The sequence below is a fragment of the Dyadobacter endophyticus genome (assembly GCF_014641595.1).
In the GTDB taxonomy this organism is placed as follows: Bacteria; Bacteroidota; Bacteroidia; order Cytophagales; family Spirosomataceae; genus Dyadobacter; species Dyadobacter endophyticus.
This window is the reverse complement of the sequence record NZ_BMIA01000001.1, coordinates 1,204,298-1,222,959: the sequence shown is the minus strand read 5'-3', so window position 1 is coordinate 1,222,959 and position 18,662 is coordinate 1,204,298. Positions and strand designations below refer to the sequence as shown.

The 18,662-nt window shown below is 52.7% G+C and carries 10 protein-coding genes; 1 reads left to right on the top strand and 9 read right to left on the bottom strand.

The genetic code is table 11. From position 1 onward, the window contains the following. Positions 1-148: 148 nt before the first annotated feature. Entirely contained in the window at positions 149-2,422 is a 2,274-nt protein-coding gene (katG, locus tag IEY24_RS05035; RefSeq protein ID WP_188929257.1) for a catalase/peroxidase HPI, read from the top strand. 52 nt (positions 2,423-2,474) lie between these two features. Here katG and IEY24_RS05030 read toward each other — a convergent pair whose 3' ends face one another. The 9 genes from IEY24_RS05030 to IEY24_RS04990 form a co-directional block, all read right to left on the bottom strand. Continuing rightward, positions 2,475-4,016, bottom strand: a complete 1,542-nt coding sequence (locus IEY24_RS05030; RefSeq protein ID WP_188929250.1) for an AMP-binding protein — start codon at positions 4,014-4,016, stop codon at positions 2,475-2,477. Continuing rightward, positions 3,997-5,010, bottom strand: a complete 1,014-nt coding sequence (locus tag IEY24_RS05025) for a hypothetical protein (protein ID WP_188929249.1) — start codon at positions 5,008-5,010, stop codon at positions 3,997-3,999. Before IEY24_RS05025 ends, IEY24_RS05030 begins: the two co-directional genes overlap by 20 nt. Next, positions 5,007-5,660, bottom strand: a complete 654-nt coding sequence (locus IEY24_RS05020) for a diacylglycerol/polyprenol kinase family protein (RefSeq protein ID WP_188929247.1) — start codon at positions 5,658-5,660, stop codon at positions 5,007-5,009. The genes IEY24_RS05025 and IEY24_RS05020 overlap by 4 nt, the downstream gene beginning before the upstream one ends. A gap of 19 nt (positions 5,661-5,679) precedes the next feature. After that, positions 5,680-6,777, bottom strand: a complete 1,098-nt coding sequence (locus IEY24_RS05015; RefSeq protein ID WP_188929245.1) for a DUF3419 family protein — start codon at positions 6,775-6,777, stop codon at positions 5,680-5,682. Continuing rightward, on the bottom strand, positions 6,774-9,251 hold the full coding sequence (locus IEY24_RS05010; RefSeq protein WP_188929243.1) for a PEP/pyruvate-binding domain-containing protein: 2,478 nt from the start codon (positions 9,249-9,251) through the stop codon (positions 6,774-6,776). Before IEY24_RS05010 ends, IEY24_RS05015 begins: the two co-directional genes overlap by 4 nt. Then, positions 9,251-10,222, bottom strand: a complete 972-nt coding sequence (locus tag IEY24_RS05005) for a UbiA prenyltransferase family protein (protein WP_188929241.1) — start codon at positions 10,220-10,222, stop codon at positions 9,251-9,253. Before IEY24_RS05005 ends, IEY24_RS05010 begins: the two co-directional genes overlap by 1 nt. Beyond that, positions 10,219-11,496 carry a hydroxymethylglutaryl-CoA reductase gene (locus IEY24_RS05000; protein WP_188929239.1) on the bottom strand — a complete coding sequence of 426 codons (1,278 nt, stop codon included), beginning with the start codon at positions 11,494-11,496 and terminating at the stop codon, positions 10,219-10,221. Before IEY24_RS05000 ends, IEY24_RS05005 begins: the two co-directional genes overlap by 4 nt. A 77-nt stretch (positions 11,497-11,573) precedes the next feature. Further along, a complete protein-coding gene (locus IEY24_RS04995) occupies positions 11,574-12,893 on the bottom strand; it encodes a serine hydrolase domain-containing protein (RefSeq protein WP_229221403.1) in 1,320 nt (439 codons plus the stop codon). 81 nt (positions 12,894-12,974) lie between these two features. Continuing rightward, complete coding sequence (locus tag IEY24_RS04990; RefSeq protein ID WP_188929235.1) at positions 12,975-18,308, bottom strand: S8 family serine peptidase; 5,334 nt, start codon at positions 18,306-18,308, stop codon at positions 12,975-12,977. Between the last annotated feature and the right edge of the window lie 354 nt (positions 18,309-18,662).

Genomic DNA, 18,662 nt, shown 5'->3' with positions numbered 1-18,662 from the left:
ATAACAGGCTGAATGTGCAGCGAAATAGATTTTCACTATTGAATTATAGAATTAATCGATTTTGACAATAAATTTCAGTATTATACCTTTATCCCGCTGCACAAATACCAGAAGCAGGCAATATGGTTTAACACATGAACTAATCGTAATGGAAAACGGATCAAACGACATTAGCAAATGTCCTTTTCACAACGGGACACTGAATCACAACGTAGGCGGTGGCGGCACCAGGAACCGCGACTGGTGGCCAAACCAATTGAAATTAAGCATCCTGCGTCAGCATTCGTCCTTATCCAATCCATTGGGCGAACAATTCAACTACGCAGAAGCGTTCAAAAGCCTCGATCTGGAAGCAGTCAAAACGGACCTTCATGCGCTCATGACCGATTCGCAGGATTGGTGGCCGGCTGATTTCGGACATTACGGGCCATTGTTTATCCGCATGGCATGGCATAGTGCGGGAACCTATCGTGTGTTCGACGGTCGTGGCGGTGGCGGCTCAGGCCAGCAGCGTTTTGCGCCGCTGAACAGCTGGCCCGACAACGTCAGCCTCGACAAGGCCCGTCGCTTGCTGTGGCCAATCAAGCAGAAATATGGAAACAAAATATCCTGGGCCGATCTCCTGATCCTGGCTGGGAATATTGCACTGGAATCGATGGGCTTCAAGACATTCGGTTTCGCCGGTGGACGTGCCGATGTGTGGGAGGCTGATGAGGACGTATACTGGGGATCGGAGAATACCTGGCTTGGCAACGACCGCCGTTATGCGCACGGCAAACCCGGCCCTGCAGAGCAAGCGGTGCTACCTGCCGATGAAAACGCGGACGGCAACATTCATTCACGTCACCTCGAAGAACCGCTTGGTGCGGCACATATGGGGCTTATTTACGTAAACCCCGAAGGCCCGGACGGTAACCCCGATCCGATCGCCGCTGCCCGTGACATTCGCGAAACGTTCGGCCGAATGGCGATGAACGACGAAGAAACCGTTGCATTGATCGCCGGCGGCCACAGCTTTGGAAAAACCCACGGAGCAGCGCCTTCCGACCATGTAGGTGCAGAGCCCGAAGGTGCCGATCTCGAACATCAGGGACTGGGTTGGAACAACAGCTTCGGATCAGGCAAGGGTGCGGACACGATCACAAGCGGCCTGGAAGTGATCTGGACCACCACACCAACTAAATGGAGCAACAATTTCTTCGAAAACCTCTTTGCATTCGAATGGGAGCTTACCAAAAGCCCCGGCGGCGCGCACCAATGGGTAGCCAAAGACGCAGGCGAGATCATTCCAGATGCGTACGACAGCTCCAAAAAGCACCGTCCTACGATGCTGACAACCGACCTTTCATTGCGCCTCGACCCTGCATATGAAAAGATTTCAAGACATTTCCTTGAAAATCCTGACGCATTCGCCGATGCATTTGCGCGCGCCTGGTTCAAGCTTACGCACCGCGATATGGGGCCGCGTGCCCGCTACCTGGGCGCAGATGTGCCCACGGAAGTCCTGATCTGGCAAGATCCGGTTCCGGCTGTGGATCACGAGCTGGTAAACGAAAACGATATCGCCGGCCTGAAATCCAACATTCTTGCATCTGGTTTAAGCGTTTCCGAGCTGGTTTCGACTGCCTGGGCTTCGGCTTCGACATTCCGCGGCTCCGACAAACGCGGTGGTGCCAACGGTGCCCGCATTGCCCTTGCGCCGCAGAAAGACTGGGAGGTAAACAATCCCGCACAACTGCAAAAAGTACTGGGCACGCTGAAAAGCATTCAGCAGGAGTTCAATAGCACGCAGTCGACAGGGAAAAAGATTTCACTTGCTGACCTGATCGTATTGGCAGGTGCAGCCGGTGTAGAAAAAGCCGCGCAGGATGCCGGACACGCTATTGGCGTTCCTTTCACGCCTGGCCGCACTGACGCCTCCCAGGACCAGACCGACGTAGAATCGGTAGGCTACCTGGAACCGCTCGCCGATGGTTTCCGCAGCTACCGCGGTACGAATTCCAGGGTAATGACAGAAGAGCTGCTGATCGACAAAGCGCAATTGCTTACCCTCAGCGCACCGGAGTTGACCGTTCTACTCGGCGGGTTGCGTGTATTGAATACCAACTTTGATGGTTCGAAAAACGGCGTGTTCACGCAACGCCCGGGTGTACTCACGAACGATTTCTTTGTAAACTTGCTGGATATGAGCACCTCCTGGAAAGCCATGGGGCCCGACAGGGAAACCTATCTTGGAACCGACCGTGCTACCGGCCAGCCCAAATGGACTGCCACCCGCGCCGACCTGGTTTTCGGTTCGCATGCGGAACTCAGGGCGATTTCCGAAATATACGGCAGCTCCGATTCCAGCGGGAAGTTTGTCAAGGACTTTGTGGCTGCATGGAACAAAGTGATGAACCTGGACCGGTTCGATCTTGTCTGACTGATCAATTCACCATGAACAAAAGCCGGCCGGGAGCAATCCTGGTCGGCTTTTAGCTTCTGCGTAGTAGTAATAGCCTTAACTTTTCATAGTCGATCTTCGAGTTGTGCCGCGGGTCTCTCGGCACCTTGGATACGAAGACAATGTCTGCGAACGCCTCAGGCAATGCCTTCATCATCGATCTAACAGCTGCCTCGCGGGACGGGTCGCTTACCTCAATAATCGCCGTGAGTCGATCACCCAACAACATAATCGTGCCCATCAGCACCCCTTCAATTGCCTGGAATCTGTTTTCGTAAAGGAAAGTCGATAGCAGGCCTTTGGGTGTACGGATAAGGGATGCGCACCTGCCTGTAAGGTAGAGATTGCCATCGTCGCCCCAAAAACCGCTGTCGCCTGTGCGGTGCCAGCATTTGGTTCCTACAAAAATCTTGTTTCGTTTTAAAGCTTCGGGATTGTGCAGGTAATCCCGCAAAACATGCTTTCCTGTGACAATGATCTCACCGATCGTGCCGGGTAGCACTTCCAGTTTTGCAAATGCATCTTCGTCAACCGCGGTGATGGCATCGTTGCTGATGAAAATGATTTTTACCGTCGCGCCGGGTTCGACTTTTCCTACATTCAATCCCCTGTTCGTTTCGGAGACGATCAGTTCATCGGCCGAAATGGCGCTCATCGGCTCAGCCTCCGTTGAGCCATACACAATCGCGATATCCGCACGCGGGAATGCATCCCGGTAGCTTTTCGCCTCCGTGGGGAAAACGGGAGCACCGCCAGTTCGTATTTTTTTTATTGTATTTAAAATCAACCTATTACTGCTCGAATACAATGCCAATTGCTTGACAAAAAAAGGCGAAGCGATGATCGAAGTGACTCTGTAACGGTGAATCTGATCGAAAATTTTCTTCGGCTTCATCGCGTCCGGTTTGCGCGCATTAAAGTCGGCGATTACAGACGTTACACCCGCGCCCAGGTTAATGAGTAAAACGATTGGCAAAACCGGCATGCTAACATCGTCGGGAGTCGGCTCGATCAGTGGGATCAGTGCCTGGAATTGCTCGAAAAGTAACCCATGCGTCCGTATCGCCGCTTTCGGAATGCCGGTACTGCCGGTTGTAAAAGTAATGAGCGCGATATCGTCCCTCCCAGTTTCGGGAAAGGCCGGAATGTCCCGGCAGACATTATACTTCAAGCCCAAATGCAGCGGAATTGATCGCAAACCAGGCAAAAGGCGGGCGAGCACACGTCCCTTAAATGTGCCGATGAATGCAGCGCATTGAGCCACCCGGCAACAAGCAACCAGCCTTTTGACGCTCACCCATTCATCAAGAAATACCGCCACGGCCCCGATCCTGAAAAGCGCCAGCACGGTACGGTACAGGTCCTCGCTCATGGGTACGAATACCAGCACGCGGTCGCCTTTGCGGATGCCCCTGGCCAGGAAATGGGCCGCGGTTTCGTTTACCGCTCTTTCAAGGTCCCCGAAAGTAATCGTCCTGTCGTGGTCGATGATCGCCGCTTTACGCGGGGTGCTACGGGCCGCATCACCAAAAAGGTCGACGACGTTGAACCGGTCAGGCGATACGTTTTCCATACAATAGGTAATCCCTGTAATGGGATCCGGAGAAATGGGTGGATAACTTCGTGGACGTGCCCTGCTCATAGATAAACGAATGAATGGCGCTTGTATAGCCTAGTTCCACAGCTTTGCGGTAAATCACATTCCCTACCACGTGCCCCAGCCCTCTCCATTCCGCGCCGGGATGGCGAGCCAGGGTCTTGACGATCAAACACTTGCTTTCCGTATTGTAAAAATCATGGATACAGAAAAAGTAGCCGACCAGGTTACCCTCCGCGTCCTCCGCCAGCAGCGTCAGTTCCGGATTGATATAGGCCTTTGTTTGCATATACTTTTTCATGAAGGCCTCCCTGCTGATCGGTGTGTAGAGAAAGTTGGTCTTGAAAGCCAGCAAGTTAAAGTCATAAACCCGCACGATTTCCGCTTCAAAATTTGCAAGGTCAATCGGCCGGATGGTCACACCCAGGGCCTGCAACTCCCGCTCACGGACCAATATTTCGGGAGCATCAAGCACTATACCGCGGTCGATATTGCTATAATAGTGTGCAATGGTCTCAAAACCTGCCTGCGCGAACTGCTTATTGTAATACAAATGATGGTAAGGCTCCGTAAAAAACAACGGGTTGTCGTGATCGGCGAGAAAGCGGTAACTCTCCCAGGTACTGCCATTCATGGGGCCGATCAGGTACTTGCCTCCCCAGGTTTTTACGCGGGAAACAACGTGCGCCAACAGCGCCGTGGCATATTCCCCACGGTCGGCGCACTCATAATTACCAATCAAAAAAGCGTGATCTCCCTCATATTGCAGGAGCGGATTGTCATAAATACTTGCCCTTGCCACTACATTTTCTCCATCTTTCAACAAATAGCACGCTCTCAGGAAGTCGGTTGGAATGGAGTCCTGTGTTTTGAAACGGAGGCTATCCGCGGGGTAAATGCGCTTTGGCAGCTCCGTAAACAAATGAAAATCTGCGTGGCCGGGGTCGGTTTCGGTGATCGTGATCATCATGTCATCAACAGGGTTAACACAACACTTGCCGGTATCGTGAAGTTATCCATTCCCTTGACGCCCAATCCCTCCGCAACTGTTGCGATCGCTGGCACCAGGAGTATCAGCAGCATCCGCGACGTCACATCATGGAATGCAAAAATCGTGACTGCCGTCACCAGCAATGCACTCACAAGGAAAGCGAGCGAGCCGGTAACTGATTTGTCGCCCCCCAAAACCTGATACTTCCCGAAAGGAAACCGCTTCCCGACCAGCGCGGCCACCGGGTCGCAAATCGCAAGGATCAGGATCGGCAAGTAGAAGACGATCAACCCCTTACCCGCCATTTGAAATACCAGAAAAAGCGCGTAAACGATGACGGGAAACAAAATACTGCCGTAGGAAAAACGGTCGATCGCATTAATGGAAGGCAGCCAGGTGAATTTCAGACTGACCAGCAAAATTACCAGGAAGCTGACGCAGAGGAACAGTACCTGCCAGTGACTGGCGAGCACCACCGGGAAAAGCAATGTCAACAACCCGGTACCAATATGTACGATCTTACGTGTCCATTCGGCCTTTACCTTTCCGACATGGTACAGCCATTCGGAAACGCCGAACAGCGCGAGGAAGCAGCAGGCAAGAATGAGCGGAGGGATGATTTCTTTCATAGCTAATCAATGTGGCGTATTACCGGATTACCTTATCGACAATAAACCCTTTATAAAAAAAGCCCTTATCGATCGCCGTCAGACGTTCGGCTTCCGTTTGCATATATTCGGCGCTTTCTGGCAAAATTTGGGAAATCCGGCGCGGCACCATCAGGTTCCAGTAGCCGAGCCTTCCGCCCATTTCGGTACCTGCCAGGAGCGTCCGGGCCGCTTCGCGGAACAGACCGGCATCCATGTATTCAAAAATATCGGAGAGGTTCATGCAGTGAAATTTGCCGTAATGCCCGATAGCAGCCTGCGCGAAGCCTTCCTTCAAATGTAGCCGGCCCAGGTTCGCTCGGATCAGCGGATAATGCTCTTTTTGAAGATAATGCGGCAAAAGGCCATCGAAGCCGCCTGTGAGGGTGTATCTCAAAATATAATTGTCCTGCGCGGCTACCGAAGCAAGATGGCTGGACGCCTTTTCGAAGATAAATTTTGAAACAGAACCTTGCACCTGTTTCTGAAACTCGGGGTCGCGCCCGTACTTCCCCATCACATATCTGCTGAAAAAGATGCGGAACAATAGCCGCCAGCGCCAGGTATTCCATTTGTTTTGATAAAAATGCAGCTGTTCATCTTCTGTTTTGCATTTGAAAAGTACATTCACTACCCGCTTTGAATGGATCCATGGAAGTATTTTTCCACTGAACAGTTGAAAATATCGCTCAAATTTTCCCTGATGAATGACGCCGTCCGCGATCAGTGCAAGATTGGTTTCCCAATAGGCTCGCGCGGCGCTGCCCAGTTGGCTTTTCAAAGAATGGAAGCAATGCGCCCGGTTTTCGGAAGGCAAAAAACCAAGGAATGCCAGCGCCTCCTCCCATTCCAGGTTTTGAATGCAAACCTTCTTCAATTCGATCAGGAAAAGCTGGGTACGGTTAATATCCACGGCTACGACCAGTTCGGGATCCGTTGCCAGGAAGGAAAAACTGTTATCCCCGGCAGAACCGATCGACAACACCCGGCTGCCCGGCGCGGGTGAAAGGCCGGCCAGCAGAATATCCGCGTCCTCCCAGCAGTTGGCATACCGGATAATTTCAAAATTGACCCTTTTCGTTAAATCTTCTTTCGTCATCGTGCGATCATTCTGATTATGCCCGTACTGCCATCCATTTCGATTTCATCGCCCGTTTTCAGCATTTTCAGCAAGCCGGTTACGCCTACAATGCAAGGCTTGCCCATTTCGCGAGAAACAATCGCCGAATGGCTCAGCAAACTCCCGCGCTCGACGATGATACCCAGCGCGCCGGGGAAAAGCGTGACCCAGCCCGGATCAGTGCTGGACGCGACGAGAATGTCGCCATTCAGCGAAGGTACTTCCGCAGGGTCCAGCACCACCCTCACCCGGCCGGTCACCCTCCCGGGCGAACATCCGATACCCTTCAAATCACCCTTCGGCTTTTCAATTCTATCGGTACTGAAAAAATCATTGCCCTGGTAGGGTACACCATAAGTAGCAAATCGCTCTGACAACGTGCCACGCCGGGTGTAGGTTTGAAATGCCTCTTGCCGGAGCGCAACCAGCGCTTTGACGTCCTGCGTAACCGCCGTGCCTTCGATATACGCGAAAATTTCCTCTTTGGTCAGGTAAAAAATATCCCTTGCATTGCCGAGCACGCCATCGGTATAAAACCGTTTACCGATAAATGTAAAAATCTCCCGAACAATCCCGAATGCCCGTGTGCGCTCGTAGCGCAGGTTCTCGCGGGCGCTCACAAGCTCACGCGTGTAGCGCAGCGTGAGCCCCATTTTCCACCGCTGCAAGGTTTTGCCTTTCAAGCACCTGGCTATTTCCTGCTCCGCATTCGTACGGATCACATCTTCTCTTGCGCCTGAAAATTGCGCCCCGGTAATGCCCGTTTCCACGTAGGATTTCAGCACTTTAATGAACTTTGCCGGTTCCTGACCGTAGGAGATCGTTTCCAGTTTCAGCTCACCTACGCAGCGTTCGCCAAAATCGGCGATGTAGCGCTCAATATCGGCGCTTACCCCTGCGAATTCGGGGTCGGTACTGGCGAGCAGTGTTTGGTGGATCTGGTGTTCATTTTGTCGCAAAAACAGGTTTTTCAACGCAGGGGCCCCGGCAATCCGTGCGGCGATAGCAATGCTGCGGTGTACCGGTTGGACCGAGATTATATCGTTGCTACCGCATAGCAGGTCGTTATGCAGGTTGGGATTCTTCCCGCCCGTAAACTGCTCGCACTGCTTTTGGAGCATACCGAACCAAATCATGGCAAAGAAGTCGTTCAGCAGCGGGGCTTTCCATTCCAGCAATAGTTTTTGTTCAAAATCGAGGTACAGCTGCATGAGCTCGCCGGCACTTTTTTCTGCAAAAGGGATGGCCTTGTACGCAGCGATCGTGCTGTCGACGAGCTGCATAAATTCGCGCCGTTTGCGCGGCAGGGCCTTGAACCGGAATAGCATTTGCACAGCCATTTTCAGAATGCTCCACCAGGCCTTCCCCTTCGGCAACCGGTAGGATTCCGGGATATCGAACTGCTCCTTTACGCCCATCATTTTCTCCATATACCGGGCATTGATGCTGTAACCGGGCAGCATCGCAAGCATATGATACCAGGTTTTAAGGTTATAGTAAACCCGTCCGTTCAGGAAACCGAGCGTGTTAGCAAACACTCTTTCATTTTTCCTGATAACCGGTTCGCTCACTCCCAGATAAGCACTGAAAAGCTTGTATGCAACCTCATACGATTTGCTGATAAAAGAGAACGTCAGCGGGGTGGTTACGCCCGGGTACGATTCAACGATGTTGCTATTGTCCCAGAGAATGTAGTTACCTGCCGGCCTTTCCGCTAATGTCGTGATAGGCCTGGTTTGCAGTAAATAAATCTCGTCGTTCCGGACCGCGAACTCAATGTCCTGCGACTGGCCTAGCTCCCTTGCAAGCGTATCCAGTATTTCGCCAAGCCGGTAGATCTGCGCATCGGTGAGCGCAGGTTCAGCCTGGTCATTGGATGGAATATATTGTATTTCAACCCCGTTCAAAACAAACTGATCGGCATTGCGCTCGCCGGAAACCAGCCCATCGCCCAGCCCGAAAACAGCGTTGATCACTTTCTCATGCCGGTTGCCCGTCAGCGGGTTTGCCCCGAATGCTACACCCGCCGCATCTGCATCGACCATTTCCTGAACAATCACCGCCACCCCACTCACCCCGGGAAGCCCGTGATGTTTCCGGTAGGCAGTTACCCGCTCCGAAAATGCGGACCGACGGACATCTTCGATCCGCCCGGCCAATTCATCGGGCCGCACCGACAAGTAACTTTCAAACTGGCCCGCAAATGAAAATGCCTCGCCATCTTCGCCGGTCGCCGACGAACGCACGGCGAACTGACTGGTGTTACCAAATGCATCCGTCAGGCAAGCAACCATTTCGGATTCCGAAAAACCGGCGAGCAACGTTTCCCAGGGGATTACGACGAAGCGCGGTACAGGCATTCCGAACCTTTTCAGACGAAACAGGTTTTCGGCCTTGCCGCCAATCGTGACGCCAGCCGCTTTTTGTGGCTCTGTATCGGATATAAAATGCATCAATGGAACAGCAATTTTGAGATCATAGGCCCGGCTCCCAACGTGAGATACATCGCGATCGTCCAGGCCGCCGATGCATATTCGATCATTTTTGAAAGTTTCACATTTCGGCTCCTTAGAAAAAACGCCGCCGGGAGCGCACAGATGAGAAATACAATGATCAGTACCGCCAGCACGCCATTTCCATAACCCGCAAATACCGATGCAGCAATACTCAGCAACAGGGTTACCGTGAGCACGGCAAGCCAAAGCCGGATGGCTCCGGGCACTCCCAACATCGAGGTGTAGGTCAGCACGCCTTCTGATTCCCGTTCAGGCGCGCGGATTTTCCGGCCCACTTCCAGTACAATACCATTCATATACGACACGGCGAAAAAGAAGAACAACCCCACAGGCGCCTGCACACCGGCCAGAAGCCAATCGAGGCCGCTCGCGTAAATATCGACCAGCGGGATGATGAACATATGCGAGGTTACATACCAGAACTGGTGCTTTTTGAGCCATTCGGCCACAAAAAACTCTTTCCCCATCAGCAAAAGGTACCCGACGACCACCGCATATATCCAAAGCATTTTCGGGAAGAAAACCAGGTTTACGACAATCTGCACCAGGGCTACCACCACGCCGATTACGGCCAGCTCCCGAAACGTAATGAGCCCGCGAGGAACCGGCAGCTCTTTGCGGAATCGGGCGTCGTCATCGGCATCTTTGAATTCGTCGAAGATCCTGACAAGCAGGAAAAGCGATATGGTCGTAAAAATACCGACCACGAATGTCCGGATAGCCACGAAGCCGTCGGCACCCCGGCATATACGCGAATAGGAAATAGCCGAAAAGCTGAATGCAGCCACCAGCAAGCCGTGCCCCAGCAACGGAAAGCGCTCTTTTTGGTAAATATAAAACCTGCGGAAAAACGGTGCACCGTTCTCTTCCGCGTTGCTGAACGCATTTCCCTGGATCGGCAGCTTCATTTCTTCCTGCCGAATTTCTGGTGTGCCGCCGAAAACTGACCCGACGATAGCGCGGCCGCGATGGATATTTCGCCTGCCAGGACCAATGCTCCACATATTTCGGCAAACTTCCGGGTTTTGCCAGCGCCATAACAGCCTAGCAGTTCGAGACATTCCTTCTGCGTGGGCAGCGAAGTTCCCCCACCCACGGTTCCGACGATCAGGTTGGGCAGGGTCACCGACACATACAGGCCGCCATCGGCGGTAAGCTCCATGCGGGTAATGCCTACGGAAGCTTCCGAAACGCACGCTACGTCCTGGCCCGTGGCGATGAACAATGCCGTAAGTCCGTTCGCATAATGGCCCTGCGCTCCTATCGAACCGCTTTGAATAGTGCCGATTGTAGAAGACCGCCAATATTCGGCCATTGCCTCAGGGGTCGTTCTCAGTACGCTGTTCACGATTTTTTGCGTGAGCGTAATTTCGGCGGTGATCTTCTTGCCCCTCACATTCGCGAATGATTGTGAAGTAGCTTTTTTATCGCCCGAGAAATTACTCTCTATGAACCAGAATTGCGGCTGTACCGGCGCGTTTTGGATAATATACTGGCAAATGGCGTTTGTACAGATCGTGACCATATTCTGGCCAGAGGCATCGCCTGTGTGATATTCGAATGTAAGAATGAGGTGGTTGCCCTCGACATTGGATTTCAGGTCGATCAGCTTCGCATAGCGGCTGGCCGATTCAGTAATGCTGCGAAATTCTTCGATTTGACCCAATATCCAAACCAAAAAAGTGCCCAGGTTACCCAAATTATCAAACTTGAAAACCGGAGACCGCTGTACGCCGTCGATCAGGCATACCGACGTTGCGCCACCGGCCAGGTAACATGCCCTGGCGCCGCGATGGTACGATGCAAGCAAACTGCCCTCGCTGGTCGCCAGCGGCACATAAAAATCGCCTTTTGCCATGGACCCCAACACCGACACCGGCCCTATGATGCCCGTCGGCACCATCGACATCCCTATATAGTTTTCAATATTCCCTTCCAACCTCGCCAGATCCGATAATTGCTGTTCCCCGCTCAGATAAGGGAAATCGCTGTTTGTTTTTTCCAGAAGAAATTCAAGTCGTTTCCTGATCCCCTCGACCGTAACAGGTAGTTCGGCAGGTAAACTCTCCGGCGGCGTCTTACTGGCCGGTTTGTTCTTGATGTCTTCTAATAGCTGTTCAAGATCTTGCAGGGCGCTCATCGCATGGAGCGCCTTTTTGGTGGTTTCGCTGGTTGACGACATAGGATAGACGGATGTTTGACAGCAAAGGGTTTCGCTAACATACTAAATTTCACATACCTATCATATTTCAGCGCCGATCACTTAGTAAACAGATAGGCTTGTCCAGCCTGCGTAATGGTGAGTTCACGCATTTTGGGCCGGAATTCCATCATTACGCCCGCAGCATCGAACTTGAATACGTCCTTTTTGACGGGCGTCAGCAAGAACGCGGGCTGGCCTGTTGCCTGTCCGAACAGCTTGTTATTGGAATGGGTGATTGTCATTTTCAGGGGAATCTGCTGGCTCGCATAAGTACCCGCGTACAGATCCAGTTCTTCCGGGCTTAGCTGCGTTGCCTTGAAGTCCGGGATCGTCACGGGCATTTTGTAGTACGTGCTGAGCATGGCGATCAGGATGTCGTTCAGCGGGTAATCTACGCCATTGGAAAAGACGGCTGCGGCAAGACTATCCTCGGGGTAATAGGCCACCACAGCCTGGAAACCGTCCAGGCCGCCGGTATGGCCAAAACCTTTTTTCTGGTAAAAAGGTGTGGGCGCCAGTCCCATTCCAAATATGTCGACGATTTTTGTCATTTCGCTCAGGCTCTCCTGCGACACCAGCTTGCCACTGAAAAGCGCGCTCATGAATGCTGCAACATCCGTCGGGGTAGAAACGATAGCCCCTGCACCCTCCGGTTGGCTCAGATCGGTTTCTTCCCGCTTTTCCCAGCGCTTTGAAAACGTATAGGAATAAGCATCACCCAGTGTCGGATCGATCTTCCCGCCAAATCGGGTGTTTTTCAGCCCAATACGTGAAAGAATGCGCTCTTGCAGGTTCTTTTCATAGGACTTCTTGGTAATATCTTCGATGATGTACCCCAGCAGGATATACCCGGTGTTGCTGTATTTCGTCTCGGAGCCGGGCACGAAATCGGATTTGTTGTTTGTAAAAACAGCGAGCATTTCGGTGCGCGTCCGGGGTGCTGTCTGGGTTTTCCAGTAGGCCTCATCGTCCGTAAAATTGTGGATGCCGCTCCGATGGCGCAGCATCATCTCGATCGTGATCTGGCCTGCGTTGGGGATGTTGGGAAAATATTTATCCAAATGTGTATTCAAAGCAAGCTTCTTCTCTTCCACCAGCTGCATGATCATCGTCGCAGTGAAAGTTTTGGTGATAGACCCGATGCGGTAACGCGTGTCGGGCGTCGCTTTCACGCTGCGGGCGCTATCTATCACCGCGTAGCCGATCGCCCGCTCATACACCTTCTGTCCCTTGTGCATAAGCAACACGCTCGCCATGGATTTGTTGTGGACGGTCAGGGTGTCGAGAAGCCGGTCGAGATCTGTGGTATTGATTTGCTGGGCGGATGCGGAAAAAGTAAAGAGAAATGCGATGATCGCTATCAAATTGTGCTTCATGGAAGGTAAGGTCTTTTTTTGCAAATAAACCATATCGCCAAGATCTCAGGTAACCGATCGTCACATTTTTGTTAATTTAATTCAATGCACAATCACAATCTTGTGGCTGCTCCGGGAGCCGTCGGCATAATCAATTGTAACCCAATGCATTCCGGAAACCAGTTTCGCTACATCCACCACCGACTGATTTTCAGCGGAAGTGTATACCTGCGTGCCTGACGCGGCATGTAGCTCAACTTTCGAAAAGCGCCTGTTTCCACTCCGGATATACAGCTTGTCCGTAGCCGGATTAGGGAAGAGAACAACCGGAGAATTGCCGGTAGCTGCAAAATCGACGGAAACGATATGGCTGTAAGCAAAAGTCCGGTCCGGCGTACCGGCCGCATAGTCGACCATTTTCAACCGGTAATAGTTGACGCCCGCTAAGGGAGAAGCATCCCTGGCCTTGTAAATGTGCCCGCCCTCTCCTATCGCTGGGATTTCCCCGGGCAGCGATGCCCAGGCCCGTGCATCCGCGCTTCGCTGTATTTCAAAATGGCTGACGTTCTCTTCTCCGGCCGTGCGCCATTCAAGCAGTGTAGCGTTTTCAACGGGTGTCGCCGAAAAATTGGCCAGCCGCACCGGCAACGGCGTCCCCGATCCGAGGAAGTCTTTGGCGAACCAGAACTCTGAAAATCCTTTCGTGGTAAATTCCAGATAGTATCCCTGCGCGTACGGCACCTTTCGAACCGCACTTTTAGCATAGAAAGTCCACGCGGTATTGCCGTTGTTCTCTAAATTACCGTCCTCATTGCTGCCCGAATACTTGGAAACAGCCAACTCATAGGCCGACCCCGGTTTGACAGTACCCGCCTTTCCGGACACCGCAATGAGCCTTTCGCACTCTTCATCGGTAATGTAAAGCCGGACGTCTACCGGTTGGGTAAAATCGGGATTCGACGCCGATATTGTAAAGCTCCTGCCCAGATAATACTGCTTGTTCGCTATCCGCGTTATGCCGTTTTCCAGAAAGGCCTTCACCGAAACCTGGCCCAGCGACTGCCCATGCGGATTAATTGCCGCAACCACCGAATTGTACAACCTGAACGACACCCAGTCGCTACCCTGCACATCCGCGAAAACTGTCGGATTATCCGGGGCCGCATTGGTGTACACCATCGCCAGCGAATCGTAAATATGGATATCATCGATGGCGATACCCGCCCGGCCTGCGGCTGATTTGCTCCTGATCACAAAGCGGAAACGTACATACCCGCCCGGAAAATAGTTGGGTATCGGCACTGTTGCCACATGCCAACGGGTATAGTCCTGGACGTTCCATACATCCGCACTCTCCTGACTTGCATTGTACCAGTTGGTCCCGCTGTTGACCCCACCCAGGCGCATCCAGGTATTTCCGCTTACATTATATTCCACATAGGCTACGTCGCAGCGGCCGCCTGCACAAGCTGCCAGATCGATGGACGCGCTGAAACTCAGCGACGGCTGGACCATTCCATTCATGGCGAAGCAGGGCGAATACAAATATGATACGACATCACTCCCGCGATTGCCACTCAGGTTGGTCGCCCATGCATGATGGCCGCTTGCCGCTTCCACTACTTTACCGGTATTGGGCGTGCCAAATGTCCATAACGGCCCCGGTTCGGTTAAATACCATCCGCCCTGGCCATTTTCAAAGTCTTCGAGGTACGGGAACTCGGAAATCACCTGCGCAGCCCTGGCAAGGGTGGCAGAAAAGTCATTTCCTGCGTTCAAGTCGAATGCTTTTTTGACCGCGACCTTTACGTTCCGGTCGCTGCTGAGGTATTGGTTTGAAGAAAAGCTGAAACTGAAAAGTGTATCAGCACCTGCACGGACCACCGGCACGTAGCCCTGATGCGCGAGTTCATCGTTGATCAGCGCATCGAAAGGCACCCGGTAACAATCCTCAGTACCATTATTTTTGATCAGAACACTATATTCCTGAAAGCCGTCGGCATCGCAGGAAGGGATTGCCAGCGCATTGACCCTTGTAACTTCCAGATCGCTCGTGGTTGTGTAGAGGCGGATATCGTCGATCGTCGAGCCGTCCGTTTGTGTAGGGTACCGGAAACTCTGCTCCCACCTCACCTGGAAGCTGGTTGAAAAATCCTTCCCGTTACGTTTCAGCAGATCACTTATTTCCACCGACATCAGCCAGTACTTGTTGTTTTTGGTAAAATAAGGAACAATACTGCTTTCCAATGCCGGTATCCAGGGGTCGGTATCCTTCGCCCGTACGTATACGTGCAGCGGCCAGGCAGGCGAGGTCGTAGCGTACAGCCGGTACCGGAACGATAAACGGATCTCGTCCCTGTCGGCGTGATACGCTGCGAGATTGAAAGTGGCGTCCAGGTAGGTCGGGTACTCCGAGTTGGTCTGGTTGTTGGCATCCACCGTGAATCCTTTTGTTCCCGAATAAGCCAAACCCGCGGCGGTCCTTAACCTGCCGAGATCGCGCTCCTGGGAGAAATCGTATCGCTCACCGCCTCCAGCGCCCATCGTGTTCGCATTTATTTCCACGTTTTGCAGCGATTCGAGATCATCGGCAAAAGGAAGGCTTACAGGCGCATTGGCAAGCTGGCGGATCACAACCGATTGCTGGTTATTGGCTGCAACCTGGTCGCCTTCCAGCTTCACCAACACCGTAAGCGGATACGCTCCCGCATTGCGCATATCGATAGGTGCGAGGAAGGTGTAAACCAGATAATTGTTGGCTTCGATATCTGTATTCACCGTTTCCCAGTGCATTGCCGCGTTTCCCACAGCATACCCAATCTGAAATGATTGTATCACCGGCTGGTCGTCGAGGTTTCTGAGCCGCACTTTTACTTCCTGGAATTCGCCAAGGCTGATGGAGGTGAGCAACCTGCCCGATTTCGAAGGAGAAACGATCGCATCGACAGCCAGGTCGCCGTCTGAAATAACACCCTGGCAAGTACCGGAGTCGGGTTTACGGCTGATAGCCACTGCTCTTCTGCCCGGCACGCCGTTGTTTCGCGGCCTTACGGAAATGTAATAGGTTGAATCCCGGGAGAGACTGCTGAGCACGTATTTTAGCTCGCTGGTTACCGCTACCGGGCGCATTTCGTTACCTTGAAGGCGCATAACCTCATAGTCGGTAGCGCCACTTACGGCCGTCCACTGCACCGCTGCGTAACTTTCGCATTGGTTTGTCGATAAAGAGATGACCGGAACGCCCATGACGGCAAACGCTGCACTTTCCTTAACAACCCCGGTGCTGTTCTGTACAATGCGGACTTTAGCCGTTGTCGTGGTTGCATCGGGAACCGTCCAGCTGAGCTGGTTTGTACCGGCAGCCACCGCGGGATTAAGGTTTGTCCATGAAACGCCGTCATTCATCGTATAGGATACGGAAAAGGTGCTGGCCGAATTGCCATAACTATCCCAGGAAATATCGACTAAATCGCCTTTCGTGAAATGCTCACCGCCAGCGGGAAAAGCCAGGATAGCGGAAGTTTCGATTATATCGTATACGAGGAAATATTCCTGAGGCCCGCTCGGCACCTTAGTGCCCGATACATTCACTATGTAAGTCCCCGCTGCTGGGCCTTCCAGGACGATCTGCTCGATATTATTGACAGTGTCTACACCGGCCGCGGCGGCTGCAAGCGGTTGCGCCGCCCTGGGAAACGAGGGCAATATCTCTGCATTGCCCAGTCGTACCACTCTCAGATCCAGGTCATTAACCAAACTATTTTTCCCGGTGAGCAGCGCGGGGGCTGCATCGTTCCAGTACAGCATGATTTTGACCAGCGCGGTGTTCGGTGGCACGGATATCTCGAAACCATCCTTTGCCTGATGGGCAAGCCTGCCATTGAAATATTGCCCTTTTTCGAGCATGGAGACCGACCGCAGCAAGTTCATCACCCCAAATCCATAGTTAAAATCCGGCCCTGCCAGTCCCTTATCGGTGGCTCCATTGCAAAGCAACGCTTTCATCAGCATGTTCTTGGGGTTGTTTCCGCCATGGAGTTGCTTGTATCGCTGATACAGCAATGCGAGTCCACCGACCACGGCAGGAGCTGCCATGCTCGTTCCGGAAGCTCCCTGATAGGTGTTGCCGGGAAGTGTGGACGTAATCGATGTGCCGGGTGCGATGATTTCCGGCTTAATACGTCCGTCCTGGGTTGGCCCTTTACTGGATGTAAGCGCAATGAGGCCGGTCGCCCCTGTGCGTCCCGTACTGATCACGTTCTTTGCGGAAATACTCCCTCCGATAATATTGCCGAAGCCCGCGGTTACGCCTTCGCAAGGAGCTTCCAGACCGCTGTTGCCGGCAGCGAACACGTGTTGCAGGTTGGGAAGGTCGCTCGCCTGGCGATCAAGGATGTACGAGTCGACGGTATACGCACCATAGTCCGGGCATACGCTGCCGCCGTAGGAATTGTTGGTCACTACCATCCCAAAATCGCGCACGAGCGTGGAGGCCTGCTTCCATATTTCGGAAGTGGCACGCTTCACGATCGACGCCTTTGGTGCATATCCTTTGTATTTTTCATTCATAATGCCCCCGCCCGCAGCCGTGCCGGCAACGTGCACGCCATGCCAGTAGCTGGCTTCCAGATCATAGCTGAGAAGCCTGGTGCTTATATCAATGTGTTCCAGCAGGTTTCCGCTGTCGCCGATGCCAATCACCACTCCCTCGCCATTAAGCTGCCGCTGGCCGGGCAATGCCGATGTCAGCACACTCGCCCGGGTCGCGGCTTCACTTTTGTCATTGAGGAGCTCTTCCGGGGGCGGCACCGCTTCGATGTACTGAACCCACGGCAGACCTGCCACCGCCGGCAGTTCTTCAATGGGCACCCTCGCTTCAATAACCTGGTAGGCGCTCAAATCATCGGATAGCAACCGGGCACGAAGGCTGTCTAGGCCATTCAACAGGTCGGTGGGCGCCAAGTCCTTTATGTAGCTGATCCGCACATCGATTTTCCCGGCTTCTCGCAAGGCGTGAGCGGGAAGATCAGGCCCCAGCAATGCGGGATGGATCTTCTGCTCCGGTTCCAGTTCCACCACGGCCCTGGCTCCGGCAAGCTGTAATGCATTCCGGTCGGGCTGACCGTGCACCGTAGCCGTGTAGGCGTTCTCCGGGATGTAGTCGAGCAAGGTAATCCCGGCACTATTCAACTGACGGACCGCAGCTTCGTCAGGAATATTGAAAAATTGGATTATTACAAATTTAATTTCGTCACTACCAGCGAGCCGGAACGTGCCTCCCGGTTGCAAAGCAGGGAGTTCAAGTGTGGGCAATGGTACAATCGTACCACTTTTGAGATAAAGGTTGTAAGCCCTATTATGCTGGGCCGTAACGTTAGTTAATTGCTGCACCAGTAGTACTACTACGAGGACGCAGCGATACTTCAACAAACACATATAGAGGTGGATTGATTGGGTCAGTTTTTCATTTCTGAATATTCAATGTAACCCTTTTTTCCGCATTTTACACTCCCTATAACTATTTGTTTTTCAGTAGTACTACTTTATAAATTCAACCAAATCCACGAAGAATCTCTTCGTGCAAATTAACGGCAACACCGGCCATTCTGCGAGGCTCTCGTGCATGTTTCGTGTGGTTGATGAGCTGCCATTTCCCGCTGAGCGAATCAATACCGAAGGCAGATGCAGATGCAGGCACGGAGCGGTTGCCTGCCATTGACTTTTGCCGAAAGTAATATGCTGTTTTTCTTTTGTGCCCTTGTACCCAATCCGACTATTTTCCAACCCGCA

Excerpts from the sequence above, each read along its gene's own strand:
- katG (WP_188929257.1), top strand. The coding sequence starts at position 149 with ATGGAAAACGGATCAAACGACATTAGCAAATGTCCTTTTCACAACGGG.
- IEY24_RS05030 (WP_188929250.1), bottom strand. The coding sequence starts at position 4,016 with ATGGAAAACGTATCGCCTGACCGGTTCAACGTCGTCGACCTTTTTGGT.
- IEY24_RS05025 (WP_188929249.1), bottom strand. The coding sequence starts at position 5,010 with ATGATGATCACGATCACCGAAACCGACCCCGGCCACGCAGATTTTCAT.
- IEY24_RS05020 (WP_188929247.1), bottom strand. The coding sequence starts at position 5,660 with ATGAAAGAAATCATCCCTCCGCTCATTCTTGCCTGCTGCTTCCTCGCG.
- IEY24_RS05015 (WP_188929245.1), bottom strand. The coding sequence starts at position 6,777 with ATGACGAAAGAAGATTTAACGAAAAGGGTCAATTTTGAAATTATCCGG.
- IEY24_RS05010 (WP_188929243.1), bottom strand. The coding sequence starts at position 9,251 with ATGCATTTTATATCCGATACAGAGCCACAAAAAGCGGCTGGCGTCACG.
- IEY24_RS05005 (WP_188929241.1), bottom strand. The coding sequence starts at position 10,222 with ATGAAGCTGCCGATCCAGGGAAATGCGTTCAGCAACGCGGAAGAGAAC.
- IEY24_RS05000 (WP_188929239.1), bottom strand. The coding sequence starts at position 11,496 with ATGTCGTCAACCAGCGAAACCACCAAAAAGGCGCTCCATGCGATGAGC.
- IEY24_RS04995 (WP_229221403.1), bottom strand. The coding sequence starts at position 12,893 with ATGAAGCACAATTTGATAGCGATCATCGCATTTCTCTTTACTTTTTCC.
- IEY24_RS04990 (WP_188929235.1), bottom strand. The coding sequence starts at position 18,308 with ATGTGTTTGTTGAAGTATCGCTGCGTCCTCGTAGTAGTACTACTGGTG.